This window comes from Polaribacter marinus, assembly GCF_022662535.1.
Taxonomy (GTDB): domain Bacteria; phylum Bacteroidota; class Bacteroidia; order Flavobacteriales; family Flavobacteriaceae; genus Polaribacter; species Polaribacter marinus.
The window spans coordinates 663841-681745 of record NZ_JAKQYM010000001.1 but is presented as its reverse complement, the minus strand read 5'-3'; the positions used below and the strand labels follow the sequence as shown (position 1 = coordinate 681745).

Genomic DNA, 17905 nt, shown 5'->3' with positions numbered 1-17905 from the left:
ATTAAATTACATTTTTAAAAATACAATTTCTTTTTTTTAAAGAGAAGAAAAAACACAAATTTTACACTAATTCTATTATTTGAAACTCAAAAAAAAACATATTATACTAGCTATTTTTTTGCCCATACAGATAATAGCAATACAAATATTAGCCAACAAGCCTGCATTTATTGAACAATATTATTCCAACGGTATCTACCCATACATTTCTTCTTTTTTTAGAATAATTTTGGGGTGGATTCCTTTTTCGGTTGGAGATCTTATCTTGGCTTTTCTTTTCTTTATTTTTTTTCGTTTTTTATTTAGGTTGATAAAAACCAAGTTCAAACATTTTATTTCTAAAATCATTCACTTTACAGCAGTTCTATCTATGCTCTATTTTTGTTTTTATTTTTTTTGGGGATTAAATTATTACAGAGAACCCTTGTCTAAAAATTTAAAGTATCAACAACAAAAATATACTACAGAACAACTATTAAAAGTTACCCAACACATTATTAAAAAACTCAATTATTATCAATTAAACATCACAAAAAATGACAGTTTAAAGGTTGAAAATCCATATTCACAAAAAGAAATGTACAAAATGGCGGTTTCTGGATATGATAATTTATCAAAAGACTTTCCACAATTAAAATACCAACATCCTTCTATTAAAAGTTCTTTAATGAGCCTATTACAAACCTATAATGGAACTGCTGGTTATTTAAATCCGTTAACAGGAGAAGCACAAGTAAACAAAAGGATTCCAAAAACAAATTACCCAACAACTACTTGTCATGAGATGGCACATCAAATTGGTTTTGCAGCAGAAAACGAAGCCAATTTTGTAGGTTTTTTAGCCGCGAATTATAATGATGACATCTATTTTAAATACGCTAGTTATAGAATGGCTTTTGGATATTGTATTTCAGAAATTAGAAAACGAGATAAAAATTTATCGCAAGAACTATGGAGAACAGTACATAAAGGAATTGCAAAAGATTTTAATGCGAGTTATCATTTTTGGCAACAATATAAAAATCCCTTTGAACCTGTTATAAAAAAAGGATATAACGTTTATTTAAAAGCGAATAAACAAGACAAGGGGGTACAGTCTTATAATTATGTTGTGGATCTACTTATTTCTTATTTCAACAATTTAGAAGCACTTTAATTTTCTTAAAATTATGTTAAAGTGATCTGATTTATCATTTTATAAAAAGGGTATCAATAAATTTATAGCTTATCAAATAATTCAAACTACATGAAAAAACTATTATTCTTACTCTTTTTCTTGTCGATTTCTGTCATACAGGCGCAAGATTATTTCCCAACAGATAGTGGAGTAAAAACAACACAAAACACAACTGTAGCCTTAATAAATGCTACAATTTACGTAACTCCTCAAAAAGTTATCAAAAAAGGAACTTTACTAATTAAAGATGGTAAAGTTATTAATGTTGGTAAATCTGTAAATATCCCTAAAGGCACAAAGATTGTAGACCTTTCTGGAAAAACAATTTACCCATCTTTTATTGATGTCTATTCTGATTTTGGTATTCAAAAACCCAAAAGACAATCGCGTGGTAGAGTGGCACAATACGAAGCAAGTCGTAAAGGATATTATTGGAATGATCATATTAGACCAGACACAGATCCTTTAAACGATTTTAAATTTGATCCTAGAAAAGCAAAAGATTTGTTAAGTGCTGGCTTTGGTGTTGTAAACACACATTTACACGACGGAATTATTCGAGGAAATGGTTTGTTAGTTACTTTAAATTCAACTTCTTCTGGAATTTTAGATACCAAGTCTGCTCAATATTTATCATTCTCTAAAAGCGCAAAATCTAGACAGGCTTACCCAAGCTCTAGAATGGGTGCTATGGCTTTATTACGTCAGGTTTACAATGATGCAGATTGGTACGCAAAGGGTAACATGAAAAATAAAGACTTGGCTTTAGAAGCACTAAATAAGAATAAAAATTTAGTACAAATTTTTGAAACAGGTAATTTATTAGATGCTTTAAGAGCAGATAAAGTTGGTGATGAATTTGGTATTCAATATACCATTGTAGGTAGTGGAGATGAATATGAAAGAATATCCGATATTAAAGCTACCAACGCAAATTTTATTATTCCTATTAATTTTAGCAATGCATATGATGTTTCAAATCCTCTTTTAGCACAAAACATAAGCTTAAGAGATATGCGAAAATGGAATCAAGAACCTTCTAATTTAAGTGTACTTGCTAAGAACAATATAAACTTTGCTCTGACTACTTATAAGTTGAAATCAGTGAAATCTTTTCATAAAAACTTACAAAAAGCTATAAAGTATGGATTTGACAAAGAAAAAGCTTTAGCGGCTTTAACAACAATTCCTGCAAATATTATAGGGAACAGTACTATTGGAAACTTAAATAATGGTAGTTACGCTAACTTTATTATTACTTCTGGAGATGTTTTTGATGCAAAAACAACAATACATGAAAATTGGGTTCAAGGAAACAGAAATGTCATTAATGATATGAATATTAAAGATATTACTGGTGATTATGTTTTATCTGTAAATGATAAAAATTACAACTTATCAATTACAGGAAAAGGAGCTAAACAAATTGGAACATTAAAATTAGGTGATAAAAAAATAAAATCTAAATTTTCTTTTAAAGATGACTGGGTTTCAATTATCATAAATGAAGAAAGTAATTATACTAGAATGTTAGGTAAAGCTTTAGCAACTTCAAACTTTATTAAAGGGACTGCTTTTGACACACAAGGAAATGAAACTTCTTGGACTGCAAGTAAAAAAGCAAAAAAAACTGCTAATAAGAAATCTAAAAAGAAATCAGCAGATAAAACTATTACTGTTTTACCTGTAAGTTATCCTAATATTGGTTTTGGAAACTATACACAACCAAAAACAGAAACAATCCTAATAAAAAATGCAACTGTTTGGACAAGTGAAAAAGAAGGTATATTAAAAAATACTGACGTTCTTTTAAAAAATGGGAAAATTTTTAAAATTGGTAAAAACCTTAAAGCAAGAGGAGCTAAAGAAATAGACGGAACCGGCAAACATTTAACTGCAGGAATTGTAGATGAACATTCACACATTGCAGCATCTGCCGTAAATGAAGGGGCTCAAAACTCATCTGCAGAAGTTACTATGGAAGATGTTATCGATCCAAATGATATTAATATTTATAGAAATATTTCTGGAGGAACAACAACATCTCAAATCTTACATGGTTCTGCAAATCCTATTGGAGGTCGTTCTGCCATCATCAAACTAAAATGGGGAGAAAATGCTGATGAAATGATTTATGACAATTCTCCTAAGTTTATCAAATTTGCTTTGGGTGAAAATGTAAAACAATCACGAAGCGCAAACGGAACACGTTTTCCACAAACAAGAATGGGGGTAGAACAAATGTTTACAGATTATTTTACAAGAGCACAAGAATATAAAGCCATAAAAAACAGTGGAAAACCCTATAGAGAAGACGCTGAAATGGAAACTTTAGTCGAAATTTTAAACGGAGAGCGTTTTATTTCTTGTCATTCTTACGTACAATCAGAAATTAACATGTTAATGAATGTTGCTGATAAAATGGGCTTTAAAATAAATACTTTTACACATATTTTAGAAGGCTATAAAGTGGCTGACAAAATGAAAGATCGAGGTATTGGAGGTTCAACTTTTTCAGATTGGTGGGCATACAAATACGAAGTAAATGATGCTATTCCATACAATGCTTCAATTATGCACAATGTAGGAATTACGGTTGCTATTAATTCTGATGATAGAGAAATGTCTAGACGTCTAAACCAAGAAGCTGCTAAGATTGTAAAATATGGTGGTGTTTCTGAATTAGAAGCTTGGAAAATGGTTACAATTAATCCTGCTAAACTATTACATATTGATGATAAAGTTGGAAGCATTAAAGAAGGTAAAGATGCAGATGTCGTTTTATGGAGTCATCATCCAATGTCTATTTATTCTAAGGTAGAAAAAACAATTATTGATGGAAAGATTTTCTTTGACAAAAACGAAGACAAGAAAAAACGTGAAGCTATCAAGCAAGAAAAAAGTAAACTAATTACCATGATGCTTAACGAAAAAATGGGCGGAGGAAAAACTCAAGTTCCTATGAAAAGAAAAGATAGAAACTTTCACTGTGATACTTTAGAAGAACTTAATAACTAATAATAATGAAAAAAATAATATATAGTTTGATGTTTTTCTTCATTGTAGGAAACATCGCAGCACAACAAACTCCAGCAGATAAACAAACAACAGATTTTACTATTGAAGGAGCAACGGCACATTTAGGAAACGGAAAAGTAATAGAAAATAGCCTTATTATGTTTAGTAAAGGTAAAATTACTTTTGTAGGTAGCGCAATGCTAAAAATTGCAAGACAAGGAACCATTATTAATGCTACAGGTAAACACGTATATCCAGGTTTTATTGCTGCAAATGCAACTTTAGGCTTGGTAGAAATAGATGCCGTTAAAGCAAGTGACGATGAGGATGAAATAGGAAGTATGAATCCGCACATAAGAAGTTTAATTGCTTATAATGCAGAAAGTAAAGTTATAGAATCTATGCGTCCTAATGGTGTATTAATGGCACAAATTACTCCAAGAGGAGGAACCATTTCTGGAACTTCATCTGTTATGCAATTAGATGCATGGAACTGGGAAGATGCTGTCATTAAAACAGATGATGCTATTCATTTAAATTGGCCAAGTAGTTTTACTCGCGGAAGATGGTGGTTAGGAGAAGATGCAGGATTAAAACCTGATAGTAAATATGCTGGAAAAATAGATGAAATTAAATCTTATTTTTTAAATGCTAAAAATTATTTGGAAGGAAATAAAACTATAAAAAACCTTCCATTTGAAGCAACCAAAGGTTTATTTAATGGTTCTCAAAAATTATTCCTTCATGTAAATGGGCAAAAAGAAATTACCGACGCTATTACAATTAGTAAAGAATTAGGTATTCAAAATCTTGTTGTTGTTCACGGTGAAGGTGCTGAAAAAATAGCAGATTTATTAGTAAAAAATAATGTTCCAGTTATTTTAGAAAGACCTCACAGAAATCCAAATAGCGAAGATGATGCTTATGACTATACATACACAATCGCAAAAGTTTTAACTGATAAAGGTATTTTAGTTAGTTTAGGAATGGAAGGTCAAATGGAAAGAATGAACACAAGAAATATACCTTTTTATGCAGGAACTTTTGCTGCATTTGGTTTAGATAAAGAGGTTGCTTTGCAATTAATCACCCTAAATACAGCAAAAATTTTAGGAGTAGATTCTTTTGTAGGCTCTTTAGAAGTTGGTAAAGATGCAACATTGTTTATTTCAGAAGGAGATGCTTTAGATATGCGAACTAATATTTTAACCCACGCCTTTATTCAAGGAAGAAAAATTAGTTTAGAATCACATCAAACAGAACTTTGGAAACGTTACTCTAATAAGTACAAATCTAAATAAATAGATTTTAAGTTATAAAAAAAAGGCTCGCAAATGCGAGCCTTTTTCAATCAAAAAATAATTAACAAGAATACTTTTTATTATTTATAGTTAGATATTGCTATTTATCACAATTATAATAATCGTAACCATAATCTTTAGCACCAATTCTAATTTTATTAATGTAAACGTAAACAGACGAATTAGAATTTACTAAATTGGAATAAGTTACTTTATAAGTACCTGAATTTCCATCAATGTGAACTCTATATTTCGCTTTATCAGACCTTTTAATTTCTTGTTTTCTGCTTGGTGAAACCATTACATAATTTAAATGTATCTTTTCTCTATACCTATTTCTAAACTCTATATTCCATTTATATTTTTTTGCATACTTGTTATAACCGTCATTTTTAACTCTAAAATCTAAACCTTTTAAACAATCTGTCGTATTCCAACTACCCCAACCTTGCTCATCAATATTTTCTATAGGAATTTTCATTTTAATAAACTCTAAATCAATATTTTTCTCTTTTTTTAAAGAAAAAGACATCATTAAAGTGACACAAAAAATTGTTCCTAAATAAAATTTAAAATTTTTCATAATTTATAGGTTTTATAATTCACCTTAAATATTAGTAAAAAAGTAAAGATGTACAATACCTATAATTAGGTATATTTGTAATGATGAAAGAAATTACAAGCGTTCAAAATTCGTATATAAAAAACTTACTAAAACTGCAAGAAAAAGCACGTGAACGAAAAAAACAAGGTCTTTTTATTATTGAAGGAAAACGTGAAATATCTTTAGCAATAGCTTCTAATTATGAATTTGAAGCCATATTGTATTTAGAAGGTTTTATTTCTGAAAATGAAGTTTTACATTTATTTAATAGCAATATTAATAGAATACAAATTTCTAAAGATGTATATCAAAAATTAGCATATAGAGATTCTACAGAAGGAATAATTGCTGTTACAAAATCAAAAGATTTTTCTTTAAAAAATATCAGTTTTAAAAATAAAAACCCTTTAATTTTAGTTGCAGAAAGTATTGAAAAACCCGGAAATATTGGTGCTTTATTAAGAACTGCCGATGCTGCAAATGTAGATGCAGTTTTTATTGCAGATCCTAAAAGTGATTTGTATAACTCTAACATTATCCGTTCTAGTGTTGGTTGTGTTTTTACAAATCAAATTGCGGTAGGAACTTCTGAAGAAATGATTTCTTTTTTACAAGAAAAACACATCCCAATTTTTACAGCAACTTTACAAAACTCAAACGAATATTACAAAGAAAACTATTGCAACTCTGCAGCCATTGTAGTTGGGACAGAAGCTACAGGGGTAACAAAAATATGGAGAGAGAAAGCTACACAAAATATAAATATACCTATGCAAGGTAAAATAGATTCTATGAATGTTTCTGTAGCGGCCGCAATTGTTATTTTTGAAGCAAAAAGACAACGAGAATTTAAAATATAAAAAATGAAAGTATTAGGAATAGATATTGGTGGTTCAGGAATAAAAGCAGCAATTGTAAATACAAAAACAGGAGAGCTCCTTTCTGAAAGACATCGAATAGACACACCAAAACCTGCTTCACCAAAAGCCGTAGCAAAAGTCATCAAACAAATGCTAAATTATTTTGAATGGACAGGTCCCGTTGGTTGTTGTTTTCCTACAATTATTGTTGATGGACAATGTAAACATCACGGAAATTTAAGTAAAGATTGGGTTGGTGTAAAAGTTGATAAACTTTTTAAAAAAGAATGTGAAGGAACTCCTTTTTATGTAAGTAATGATGCCGATCTAGCTGGGGTAGCAGAAATAAATTTAGGAGCAGGAAAAAACGTAAAAGGTAAAGTTTTTGTAATTACATTAGGGACAGGAATTGGCTCTGGACTTTTTTACAATGGTCAGTTAATTCCTAATGTAGAATTAGGACATATCTACCATACAAATGGAGAAATTATTGAAAAATTTGCTGCAGATTCTGCTAGAAAAAGAGAAAAACTATCATTAGCTGAATGGGCAAAAAGATTAGATGTTTTTCTAAATCATGTTAAAATACTGCACACACCAAGTATGTATATTTTAGGTGGAGGAATCAGTAAAAAATACGATCAGTTTAAAGAACACTTAACCGTAGATGTTCCCATAGAAGTTGCAAGGTTTAAAAATAATGCAGGTATAATTGGCGCTGCAATGTTTGCTCGTAAAAAAAGTAAATAATGTTTATCATTTATATCTAAAGTTAAATTAATAAGTGTCTTATTTGCTAATACTGAGTTTAATTCACTTAAAATGTGAGTATTAAAATTTATTTCTTTTAAAAATAATTAAACCTTTTTAGTGAGATATTGTCTAAATAATAAATAATTTAGACCTATGAACAAATTTTTATTTTATTTTATTCTCATTTTCAGCTCATCTTGCGTTTCCAATCAAAAAGATATATTATCAGAAAATAATGGCAATGTTATCAAACCAAAAGGTTTGTATGCAAGTTCTTTTGGAAATGAGTCTGCACTAGACCATACAGAAGCTAAAGGCTCTTTAATAAGAGTTAGATGGAAAGATATAGAGCCCACTAAAGGTGTTTATGATTTTTCTGCAATAGAAGAAAAATTATCTATAATAAAATCAAGAGAAAAAAAATGGAGTTTAGGAATTATAGCAGGTAGTGATAGTCCAGAATGGTTATTAACAGATATAAATGTAGGTTTCTTTGAAATCATTGATTTTAATAATAATGTTAAGAAAATTCCTAAAATTTGGGATTCAAAAGTTAATGAAAGATTTACTTATTTAGCACAAAAACTAGCTTCTAATTATAACAATGATGATGATCTAACTTTAGTTTATATTCCTCAAATGACCGCTAACGGAATTGAAGGACACTTTAATGGTGTTTCTACAACAGAACTAATACATGCTGGACTTACAGCAGATAAATGGATAAATTCAGTAAAAGAAACTGCAAGCATTTTTGCTAATGCTTTCTCTAATAAAGCCTTAGCTGTTGAAGTACATGATATAATGGGAGACACCTCAATTCCGAATCAAATTATGACTGATTTATGGAATGATACTTCATTAAATCAACGCGTTGGCGCTGCAATTTGGTGGATCTCAGGAAAAACAACTTATCAACCCTATCTGATCAATACTCTTACTAATTTTGAAGGAGATATCTATGCTCAAGCAATTGGTAGGTCTGATCAAACTGAAAGGTTTGAAAATAATGATTACACAACAATATTCAGTCAAGCTAAAATAATGGGAGTTAGATATATTGAGCTTTGGGAATATGAATTTGTTAACAACACTTATCCGCTGGCATTTGAAAGCTTTAACAATTATGCGGATATAAATTTTGAGTAATTAAAAAAAAATTACTTATATGAATAAGTGAATTTTCCAATGGTTCATTTACTTTTGTGTACTTTGTTATAAACAACAATTAACCCTATAATCACCTTATCAAAACTTACAAAATTAAATGCAACCCACTACTCTATTTTACATTCTAATTGCAATCATAATCATTAGTTTTATAATTGATCAAATTTTAGACAGTTTAAATGCCAAACATTTTGATGATAAAATTCCAGAAAAACTAGCGGATGTTTATGATGAAGAAGAATATAAAAAATCACAAGCTTACAAAAAAACAAATTCAAAGTTCTCTAATATAACTTCTTTATTTTCAATTACTTTAACACTCATTTTCTTTTTTGCTGATGGTTTTAAATACGTAGATAATTTTGCTAGAAATTATACAGAAAACCCTATTCTAATTGCTTTAATTTTCTTTGGAGTTATTATGTTAGGTTCAGATATTTTAACAACACCTTTTTCTTTTTATAAAACCTTTGTTATTGAAGAAAAATTTGGATTTAATAAATCTACAAAAAAAACATTTTGGTTCGATAAACTAAAAGGTTGGCTAATGAGTATTCTTTTAGGTGGGGGAATTTTATCCTTAATTATTTGGTTTTATCAATTTTCAGGAGAAAATTTCTGGATTTATGCTTGGGCTTTAGTAGCTGTTTTTTCTTTGTTTATGAATATGTTTTACGCAAAACTAATCGTTCCTTTGTTCAACAAACAAACTCCTTTGGAAGATGGAGTATTAAAATTTGCCATAGAAAAGTATGCAAAAAATGTAGGCTTTAAATTGAATAATATTTTTGTTATTGATGGTTCTAAACGCTCTACAAAAGCAAATGCCTATTTTTCTGGATTTGGTTCTCAAAAAAGAATCACACTTTTTGACACTTTAATAAACGATTTAGAAACAGACGAAATTGTAGCTGTTTTAGCACACGAAGTAGGCCATTATAAAAAAAAACACATCCTTTTTAATTTAGCTTTTTCTATCCTACTTACAGGTTTAACACTTTTTATTTTATCGCTATTTATTAATTCATCTATCTTATCAGAAGCTTTAGGAGTTTCAATTCCAAGTTTTCATATTGGTTTAATTGCATTCGGTATTTTATATTCGCCAATTTCAGAAATTACAGGTTTATTTATGAATTATATGTCTCGTAAATTCGAATACCAAGCAGATAATTTTGCAAAAGAAACTTTTGCTGCAAAGCCGCTAATTACATCACTAAAAAAATTATCAAAAAATAGTTTAAGTAATTTAACTCCACATCCTGCATATGTTTTTATGCATTATTCACATCCAACTTTGTTGGAAAGAATTAGAAATTTAGAATCTTAAATACTTGCTTGTTAAAAATCTTATTCCTAAATTCACTTTAGTTTTACAAAAAATCTTAGTTGGTAATTTATGGCATACACAGCAAGCATTGAAGAAGAAAATAAAGAAATAGCAAATAGGTATAAAGATTTACTAAAAGGAACTTATGAAGTTTTATCTACTGATGATAAAAAACTAATAAGAAAAGCTTTTGATATTGCTGTAGACGCACATTCTAAACAACGAAGAAAAACAGGCGAACCTTATATTTTTCATCCAATTGCAGTTGCCAAAATTGTTGCAATGGAAATTGGTTTAGGTGCTACTTCTATTGCTGCAGCATTATTACATGATGTTGTTGAAGATACAGAGTACACTATAGATGATATGGAGCAATTGTTTGGAGAAACCATTGCTAGAATTGTAAACGGTTTAACAAAAATATCACGTTTAAATAAAGAGCAAGACGCATCAATACAAGCAGAGAATTTTAGAAAAATGCTTTTAACATTACACGATGATGTTAGGGTTATTTTAATAAAAATTGCAGACAGATTGCACAATATGCAAACCATGGATGCAATGCCGCCACATAAACAAGTTAAAATTGCTTCCGAAACCTTATACATTTACGCTCCTTTAGCACACAGATTGGGCTTGTACAATATCAAAACAGAATTAGAAGATTTAGGGTTAAAATACACAGAACCTGAAGTTTATAACGATATTGAAACAAAAATAAAAGAAAGTAAAGAAGAACAACAAAAGTACTTAGAAACCTTTGCAGAAACATTAAAAAAAGGTTTAGACAAAGAAAATTTTACTTATGAAATAAAAGGACGCTTCAAATCCATTTATTCTATTCGTAGAAAAATGAAAAAGCAAAATGTTACTTTTGATGAAGTATATGATAAATATGCCATTAGAATTATTTATTCACCTACTTCTGATGATGATAAATTTGATGCTTGGAAAATTTACACCATTGTAACAGACTACTTTAAACCAAACCCTTCTCGTTTAAGAGATTGGATTTCTCAACCCAAAACTACAGGTTATGAAGCTCTACACATAACAGTAGTAGGTCCTGATGCAAAATGGGTAGAAGTTCAAATTCGTTCTAAAAGAATGAATGAAATTGCAGAAAAAGGTTATGCTGCACATTTTAAATACAAACAAGGTTCTGTAAAAGAATCTGGATTAGAAAATTGGTTAAATAAATTAAAAGAAACTTTAGAAAACCAAAACATCAACGCAGTAGATTTTGTTGAAGATTTTAAGTTAAATCTATATTCTAAAGAAATATATGTTTTTACGCCTAAAGGCGATTTAAAATCGCTTCCAAAAAATGCTTCTGCATTAGATTTTGCCTTTTCCATTCATACAGACGTTGGTTTAAAATGTAGAGGTGCAAAAGTAAACGGTAAACTTGTTCCACTTAGTCATACTTTAAAAAGTGGAGATCAAATAGAAGTCATCACAAGTTCTACAAATAAACCTAATGCAAGATGGTTAGATTTTGTTATCACCGCTAGAGCAAAAACTAAAATTAGAGCAGCCCTAAAAGAAGAAGAAAAGAAGATTGCAGAAGAAGGAAAAGCAATATTAATGCGTAAACTTCGTCATTTAAAGATCACATTTAATGAAAAATCTATAAATGAACTCGTAAACTTTTTTAAATTAAAAACTAGTTTCGATTTATTTTTTAGGTTTGGTAATGGGGCTATAGACAATACACAACTTAAAACATTTGTTGCACAAAGAAATAGCACCATTTTAAATTTCTTTAAAACAAAATTAAGAAGAAATACAACTACCAAAGAAACTATAGACGCAGAAGAAACCAGTAATAAATATGATGCTTTAGTTTTTGGTAAAGAAGAAGAAAAATTAGATTATAAGATTTCCAAATGCTGTAACCCTATTCCTGGAGATAAAGTTTTTGGTTTTATAACCATTAATGACGGTATCAAAGTTCATAAAATGAATTGTCCAAATGCGATATCTCTTCAATCTAATTATGCATACAGAATCATACAAGCAAAGTGGATAGATTCAACCAAACAAGATTTTAAAGCAATTCTACATATCAATGGTGTAGACAATAAAGGGATTGTAAACAATGTCACAAACATTATATCAAGTAATATGGGAGTATTTATCCACAGTATTAATATTGCTGGAGATGAAGGTGTTTTTGATGGTAAATTATCTTTAAGTGTTAAGAATATTTCACAATTAAATAAACTAATTAAAAGCATTCAAAAAGTAGAGGGAGTTAAAAAAGTAGAACGTGTTAACAGTTTGTAAATATCATTTTTAGAAAAAAGATTTTTTATTAATAAATAACTGTAAATTTGTCCTTTCGCAAAAATTAAAACCATGAGTAATTTACTTGAAAATCAAGAAATAGTTAGAAAAGTTTTTACTACTTATTTAGAACAAAATAAGCATAGAAAGACTCCTGAACGCTATGCAATACTTCAAGAAATATATACTGCAGACGAACATTTTGATATAGAATCTCTTTATATTAAAATGAAAAATAAAAACTATCGTGTTAGTAGAGCTACACTATACAATACTATTGACTTATTATTGGATTGTAATTTGGTAAGAAAACATCAATTTGACGGTCAATCTATGGCACGTTATGAAAAAAGTTACTTCGATAAAAACCATGATCATGTTATTTTTACAGATTCTGGAGAAGTAAAAGAATTTTGTGATCCAAGGATACAAATTATAAAAAAAACAATAGAAGAAGTTTTTGATATTAATATTCACAATCATTCACTTTATTTTTACGGAACAAAAAAGAAAGAATCTTAATTAACAATACAACAACACAAACAACAAATTAACACAACTAATGGCTGTAGATTTATTACTCGGATTACAATGGGGAGATGAAGGAAAAGGCAAGATTGTAGATGTTTTAACAGCAAACTACGATATTATTGCACGTTTTCAAGGAGGACCAAACGCTGGACATACCTTAATTTTTGACGGATTTAAACACGTTTTACATACAATTCCTTCAGGAATTTTTCACAAAACAGCATTAAATGTTGTTGGAAATGGTGTTGTTATAGACCCTGTTATTTTCCAAAAAGAATTAGAGAATCTTGATAAACACAATATCGATTACACTTCTAAATTATTAATTTCTAGAAAAGCACATTTAATTTTACCTACTCATAGGCTGTTAGATGCTGCTTCAGAAACTTCTAAAGGAAAAGCTAAGATTGGTTCTACATTAAAAGGTATTGGTCCAACTTACATGGATAAAACTGGTAGAAACGGAATGCGCGTTGGAGATTTAGAACTAGACAATTGGAAAGAAAAATACGATGCACTAACTGAAAAACACATCAAAATGTTAGAGTTTTTTGATGTTCAAATAGAATATGATTTAGTAGAATTAGAAACAGAGTTTTGTAAAGGGATTGAAAAATTAAGAACATTAGCATTTATTGATAGTGAAGAGTTCTTAAACCAAGTAATCAAAGATAAAAAAACAATTTTAGCAGAAGGTGCTCAAGGTTCTTTATTAGATATTGATTTTGGGACATATCCTTTTGTAACTTCTTCAAATACAACAGCAGCAGGAGCTTGTACAGGTTTAGGAGTTGCTCCTAATAGAATTGGTAATGTTTTTGGTATTTTTAAAGCATACACTACACGTGTAGGTTCTGGACCTTTCCCTACTGAATTATTTGATGAAGATGGAGAAAGAATGGCTAAAGTGGGGCACGAATTTGGTGCTACTACAGGAAGACCTAGAAGATGTGGTTGGTTAGATTTAGTGGCTTTAAAATACGCGGTTGATGTAAATGGAGTAACACAATTAATGATGATGAAAGGTGATGTTCTTTCTGGATTTGATACCTTAAAAGTTTGTACTTCTTATAATTATAAAGGAAAAGAGATTTCTCATTTCCCATATAATATTGAGCCAGAAAACGTTTCTGTAAACTATACAGAATTTAAAGGTTGGGAAGATGATTTAACTAAAATGACATCTGCAGATCAACTACCAAAAAACTTACTAGACTACGTTGCCTTTATTGAAAAAGAAACAGGTGTTCCTGTATCTATTGTTTCAGTGGGGCCAGATAGAAAGCAAACAATTAATAGATAAGGTATTCTTTTAATTTATAAACTTAAAAAGCATCTTTTAAATATTTTAAAAGATGCTTTTCCTATTAAAAAAAAACTAACTAAATACTAATTTGATGCAAATAATTTTGGTGTAAAGGTTATCATTAACCATGTCCAAGAATTATCAGTAGAACGATTCCCTCCTTTTAAAAATTCTAAAGATGAAGTACCAAACATTTTAGAAAAACCAGCATTTAAAGTTACATTTTTAGAAAACTTATACCCTAAAGCAATATCAACCTCTATACCTAGATTGTTGCTTAATTTTGAACTTCCATTGTAAATAGCTGCTGTAGAGGAAAATAAATGAGGAATTATTTTTGCCGAAAATCTATTTTTAGCATATGCTATAGTTGTATTTAAATCTAATAATCCAACCGAATTCATGTGATTTCCTACATAAAAATAATCCATGAAACCATTAAATTTATGATTGGTTCCAAAAATAGGATTAAACGATTTTACTTTGTTGCTCATATCGTTCATATCTTTTCCTGATAAATACTCTACTCCTATCCTCAATTGAAACTCATTAAATACTTTATACCCAATATTTCCACCAAAATAATTTGCAAAAACACTGTTATCTAAAATTTTACCAGTTTGAAAATAAATTGCACCGTCTAAAGAAAATTTTCCAACACTATAGGTTGCTCTAGAACCAAATGTTTGTGAATAATTCAACTCTTCTTCAAGATTAGAATTTAAAAATTCTACACCATTATTTAAGATCAAAAAGCTCAATCCAAATTTATTGATTTCTGTGTGATACCAAGCATATTGAAACGTTTTATAACCAGCTACATTTGTATATAAAGAATTGATTAGTTGCTCAGAATCGTTATTTAAAGAATATCCAATATCTAATTCTCCTTTTTCTGATGTTTTTATTTGTGCAACAACAGCATCAAAACTTCTCGCTTGTTGAGCCCAACCAACATTCCCAAAAATTCTACTGTCATCATAAACAATCTCTTGACGTCCAAACTTTAAAGAAAACTTATCGGTAAATTGATATTTTGCCCATGCTTGGTGAAAAGAATTGGCATTGTCATTAGAGGTCAAAGTACTTACATCTCCCCAAACTCTAATATTTTGTAGTGAAATACCTAGCATTAATTTTTCTTGTTGAAAATTAAAATTTAAACGAGTTCTTTGAGATATAAAACTAGCCCCTTCATCTCCAGAATACATCAATGTTTTATAACCATGTCTGTTTTCAAAACGAGGTCTAATCTCTGATGTCAATTGAAATGTTTGAGCTGTTATTAAAACAGTAAAAAAGAGTGTAAATACTGTAAAAAATAATCCTTTTTTCATGGTTTTAAGTAATTACTGATTGTTTATTTGCTCTAAAATAATTGCTTTGGGAAATAAAATATTATTTTCTAAATGAATGTGTTCATGCAAATCTTGTTCAAATTCATCTAATTTTGCATACAAAGCTTTAAACGTATTACATGCTCCATCTGGTGGAGTATAATTATTAGATAATTGTTTTATTTCTTTTAAAATATTTCCTGCACTTTCATGTTCTTCTTCCATCATTGTAATAGGATTGTTTACACTCCCAAAATGTGGCATCTTTACCTTTACACCTTCTCTGTCTGCTTTTACTAATCTTTTTATAAACGGAAATAATATTAATTCTTCTTTTTTCATATGAGCAGCCAACTCTTGTGCAACTGCTTTAAACAATTTATTTATTTTTATTACTTCTACATAATGATGTCCATGTACTTTTGCCACTTTCTCTGCATATTGTAATAATATAGGTGTATTTTCGGCAACGTAAGCATGATGTATTTGCTCTATATGATCCGCTAAAAAATCTAGTTTCCAACTATCATAATTATATGACTTTGAAGTAGAGTTATGAATATTTACTAATTCTTTTTCAAGTTTTTCTAATGAAATATTCTTTTTATCACAAGCTTTTTTTAGAGTGATGCCTCCGCCGCAACAAAAATCTATTCCATATTTTTTAAACACATCTGCTGTTTTTATATTTTTTATAACTATTTCTGCTACAGTATTATCTTCTGTAAGATTCATAATTCTATTTTTTAACTGTTTCTATAATTTTTAAAATTGTTTCTTTATTATCAACACCCAAACCTTCTTGTTGATGTACCAATTCCCCTTGAGGATTGAACACACTAATAATATTAGAATGCGAAAAATCTAAAGGTGAAATTTGTTTATATTTTACTGATAAAACATTCGAAAATTCTCTTACACCACTTTCTGTTCCTTGTAAAAAAGTCCATTGTTCTCCATCCATAAAATTCTCTATTGCAAATGTTTTAAGTTTTTGAGGTGTATCCGTTTTAGGATCTATGCTTATTAAAACATAATTAACATCTTCTTTATATTCTTTAGAAACCTTAGCTTCTATATTTCTCATGTCTGCTGCTAATCTTGGGCACGCTGCTTTACAAGTTGTATAAATCATCACCATAACCAAGGTTTTACCTTTTAAGTCTTTTAGCATAATGCTTTTTCCTTCTTCAGTATTCCATTTCGAAGTCAAATTAAATATTGATTCTTCCGAAATCTCATCACTAAGAACTTTTTTGACACTTTTTGAAATTGGTCTTAAATCCATTTTACAAACTGCACAAGTACCAGGTTTTGTATAAACTTTATCTCCTTCACATTTCATAGGACATTGATATTCTAGTTTGCTACTTACTTTATCATTATTCTTAGCACAAGCTCCTAACAATAAGCAGATTACTAAGGGTATAAAATATTTTATTGACTTCATTTTTAATTTATTTAATTATCTTTTACACATCTAAAACCAAGGTTTTTCATGGTGTATTTTGCTTTTAAACTCCCTCTAATTGCATAGCGCATAAAGGCAGCATAATTCATTAAGTCTGTAGCATTTATAGCTGCGCTTCCGCAGAATAAATTACTATCTGTGTCTACATCTTTTCTAGATTCTCCTGTAATTAAAACAGAATTGAAATCTGATGTCCATTCCCAAACCAGGCCATGTAAATCATACACATTCCAATAATTTTTAAATGTTGATCCTATTGTTTGATTATAGCTCTTTGGCTTTTCATACCAACTCAAAATAAACTTGTTATAACTTTTAAGTTTTCTTGCATCTGGCATTTTCTTATTTGCCATTGCCACATATTCCCACTCGTCTACAGTTGGTAATCTTTTTCCTTTACTCTCACAATAACTTTTAGCGGCAAACCAAGAAATATTTGTTATAGGTGAATTTAATTTCTGAGTAACATTTAAAACAGTATCAGATTTCCATTCTCTTAAATAACTTTCATCAACAAATAATTTTATTGCTTTACTTCTTTGCCAATTAGGATGTTTCTTTACAAATGCTAAAAACTCTTTATTTGTAACAGGATACACATCCATAGAAAAGTTCTTTATAGAAACTTTCATAGAATCTCTACCATATAAAGGGATATATTCTCCACCTCTAATTTTCGTCATTTTAGACTGACAGTTTGAATATGTTGCATTTAGCATCAACAAACAAACTGTCAATCTTAAAAGAATTTTCATATT

Annotated in this window: 15 protein-coding genes; 10 read left to right on the top strand and 5 right to left on the bottom strand. The window is 29.3% G+C overall.

All coding sequences use genetic code 11. The features are described from left to right. The first annotated feature begins 79 nt into the window (after positions 1–79). The 3 genes from MC378_RS03015 to MC378_RS03005 all read left to right on the top strand — a co-directional run bounded on the left by MC378_RS03015 (position 80) and on the right by MC378_RS03005 (position 5496). Positions 80–1156: a DUF3810 domain-containing protein gene (locus MC378_RS03015; RefSeq protein WP_338048436.1), complete on the top strand. Its 1077-nt coding sequence runs from the start codon at positions 80–82 to the stop codon at positions 1154–1156. Positions 1157–1246: 90 nt separating this feature from the next. Next, a complete protein-coding gene (locus tag MC378_RS03010) occupies positions 1247–4195 on the top strand; it encodes an amidohydrolase family protein (protein ID WP_242177235.1) in 2949 nt (982 codons plus the stop codon). A 5-nt stretch (positions 4196–4200) separates the two neighbouring features. Then, positions 4201–5496 carry an amidohydrolase family protein gene (locus tag MC378_RS03005; protein ID WP_242177234.1) on the top strand — a complete coding sequence of 432 codons (1296 nt, stop codon included), beginning with the start codon at positions 4201–4203 and terminating at the stop codon, positions 5494–5496. 100 nt (positions 5497–5596) lie between these two features. On the opposite strand, the gene MC378_RS03000 is transcribed toward MC378_RS03005, so the two are convergent. Further along, the gene (locus tag MC378_RS03000) at positions 5597–6079 is read right to left on the bottom strand and encodes a hypothetical protein (RefSeq protein ID WP_242177233.1); all 483 of its coding nucleotides are present in this window, start codon (positions 6077–6079) and stop codon (positions 5597–5599) included. Positions 6080–6162: 83 nt separating this feature from the next. Here MC378_RS03000 and MC378_RS02995 point away from each other — a divergent pair, with 83 nt between their 5' ends. The 7 genes from MC378_RS02995 to MC378_RS02965 all read left to right on the top strand — a co-directional run bounded on the left by MC378_RS02995 (position 6163) and on the right by MC378_RS02965 (position 14336). Beyond that, complete coding sequence (locus MC378_RS02995) at positions 6163–6960, top strand: TrmH family RNA methyltransferase (RefSeq protein ID WP_242177289.1); 798 nt, start codon at positions 6163–6165, stop codon at positions 6958–6960. A 3-nt stretch (positions 6961–6963) separates the two neighbouring features. Next, positions 6964–7710 (top strand): polyphosphate--glucose phosphotransferase, encoded by a 747-nt coding sequence (gene ppgK, locus MC378_RS02990; protein WP_242177232.1) that lies wholly within the window; start codon positions 6964–6966, stop codon positions 7708–7710. A gap of 156 nt (positions 7711–7866) precedes the next feature. Continuing rightward, a complete protein-coding gene (locus MC378_RS02985) occupies positions 7867–8862 on the top strand; it encodes a hypothetical protein (protein ID WP_242177231.1) in 996 nt (331 codons plus the stop codon). Between the two features lie 118 nt (positions 8863–8980). Further along, complete coding sequence (locus MC378_RS02980) at positions 8981–10213, top strand: M48 family metallopeptidase (RefSeq protein WP_242177230.1); 1233 nt, start codon at positions 8981–8983, stop codon at positions 10211–10213. Positions 10214–10282: 69 nt separating this feature from the next. Beyond that, positions 10283–12502 (top strand): RelA/SpoT family protein, encoded by a 2220-nt coding sequence (locus tag MC378_RS02975; RefSeq protein WP_242177229.1) that lies wholly within the window; start codon positions 10283–10285, stop codon positions 12500–12502. Positions 12503–12574: 72 nt separating this feature from the next. Continuing rightward, a complete protein-coding gene (locus MC378_RS02970) occupies positions 12575–13024 on the top strand; it encodes a Fur family transcriptional regulator (protein ID WP_242177228.1) in 450 nt (149 codons plus the stop codon). A gap of 40 nt (positions 13025–13064) precedes the next feature. Further along, positions 13065–14336, top strand: coding sequence for an adenylosuccinate synthase (locus MC378_RS02965; protein WP_242177227.1), 1272 nt, complete (start codon positions 13065–13067; stop codon positions 14334–14336). Positions 14337–14422: 86 nt separating this feature from the next. Here the strand turns inward: MC378_RS02965 and MC378_RS02960 are convergent, their stop codons facing one another. The 4 genes from MC378_RS02960 to MC378_RS02945 are packed head-to-tail and all read right to left on the bottom strand — an operon-like array spanning position 14423 to position 17902. Next, positions 14423–15676 (bottom strand): alginate export family protein, encoded by a 1254-nt coding sequence (locus MC378_RS02960; protein ID WP_242177226.1) that lies wholly within the window; start codon positions 15674–15676, stop codon positions 14423–14425. A gap of 12 nt (positions 15677–15688) precedes the next feature. Further along, entirely contained in the window at positions 15689–16411 is a 723-nt protein-coding gene (gene ric / locus MC378_RS02955) for an iron-sulfur cluster repair di-iron protein (protein WP_242177225.1), read from the bottom strand. Positions 16412–16415: 4 nt separating this feature from the next. Then, on the bottom strand, positions 16416–17126 hold the full coding sequence (locus MC378_RS02950; protein ID WP_242177224.1) for an SCO family protein: 711 nt from the start codon (positions 17124–17126) through the stop codon (positions 16416–16418). Between the two features lie 11 nt (positions 17127–17137). Continuing rightward, the gene (locus MC378_RS02945; protein WP_242177223.1) at positions 17138–17902 is read right to left on the bottom strand and encodes a formylglycine-generating enzyme family protein; all 765 of its coding nucleotides are present in this window, start codon (positions 17900–17902) and stop codon (positions 17138–17140) included. Between the last annotated feature and the right edge of the window lie 3 nt (positions 17903–17905).

Excerpts from the sequence above, each read along its gene's own strand:
- MC378_RS02995 (WP_242177289.1), top strand. The coding sequence starts at position 6,163 with ATGAAAGAAATTACAAGCGTTCAAAATTCGTATATAAAAAACTTACTA.
- ric (WP_242177225.1), bottom strand. The coding sequence starts at position 16,411 with ATGAATCTTACAGAAGATAATACTGTAGCAGAAATAGTTATAAAAAAT.
- MC378_RS02985 (WP_242177231.1), top strand. The coding sequence starts at position 7,867 with ATGAACAAATTTTTATTTTATTTTATTCTCATTTTCAGCTCATCTTGC.
- MC378_RS02965 (WP_242177227.1), top strand. The coding sequence starts at position 13,065 with ATGGCTGTAGATTTATTACTCGGATTACAATGGGGAGATGAAGGAAAA.
- MC378_RS02975 (WP_242177229.1), top strand. The coding sequence starts at position 10,283 with ATGGCATACACAGCAAGCATTGAAGAAGAAAATAAAGAAATAGCAAAT.
- MC378_RS02945 (WP_242177223.1), bottom strand. The coding sequence starts at position 17,902 with ATGAAAATTCTTTTAAGATTGACAGTTTGTTTGTTGATGCTAAATGCA.
- MC378_RS02970 (WP_242177228.1), top strand. The coding sequence starts at position 12,575 with ATGAGTAATTTACTTGAAAATCAAGAAATAGTTAGAAAAGTTTTTACT.
- MC378_RS03005 (WP_242177234.1), top strand. The coding sequence starts at position 4,201 with ATGAAAAAAATAATATATAGTTTGATGTTTTTCTTCATTGTAGGAAAC.
- MC378_RS03010 (WP_242177235.1), top strand. The coding sequence starts at position 1,247 with ATGAAAAAACTATTATTCTTACTCTTTTTCTTGTCGATTTCTGTCATA.
- ppgK (WP_242177232.1), top strand. The coding sequence starts at position 6,964 with ATGAAAGTATTAGGAATAGATATTGGTGGTTCAGGAATAAAAGCAGCA.
- MC378_RS03000 (WP_242177233.1), bottom strand. The coding sequence starts at position 6,079 with ATGAAAAATTTTAAATTTTATTTAGGAACAATTTTTTGTGTCACTTTA.
- MC378_RS02950 (WP_242177224.1), bottom strand. The coding sequence starts at position 17,126 with ATGAAGTCAATAAAATATTTTATACCCTTAGTAATCTGCTTATTGTTA.
- MC378_RS02960 (WP_242177226.1), bottom strand. The coding sequence starts at position 15,676 with ATGAAAAAAGGATTATTTTTTACAGTATTTACACTCTTTTTTACTGTT.
- MC378_RS02980 (WP_242177230.1), top strand. The coding sequence starts at position 8,981 with ATGCAACCCACTACTCTATTTTACATTCTAATTGCAATCATAATCATT.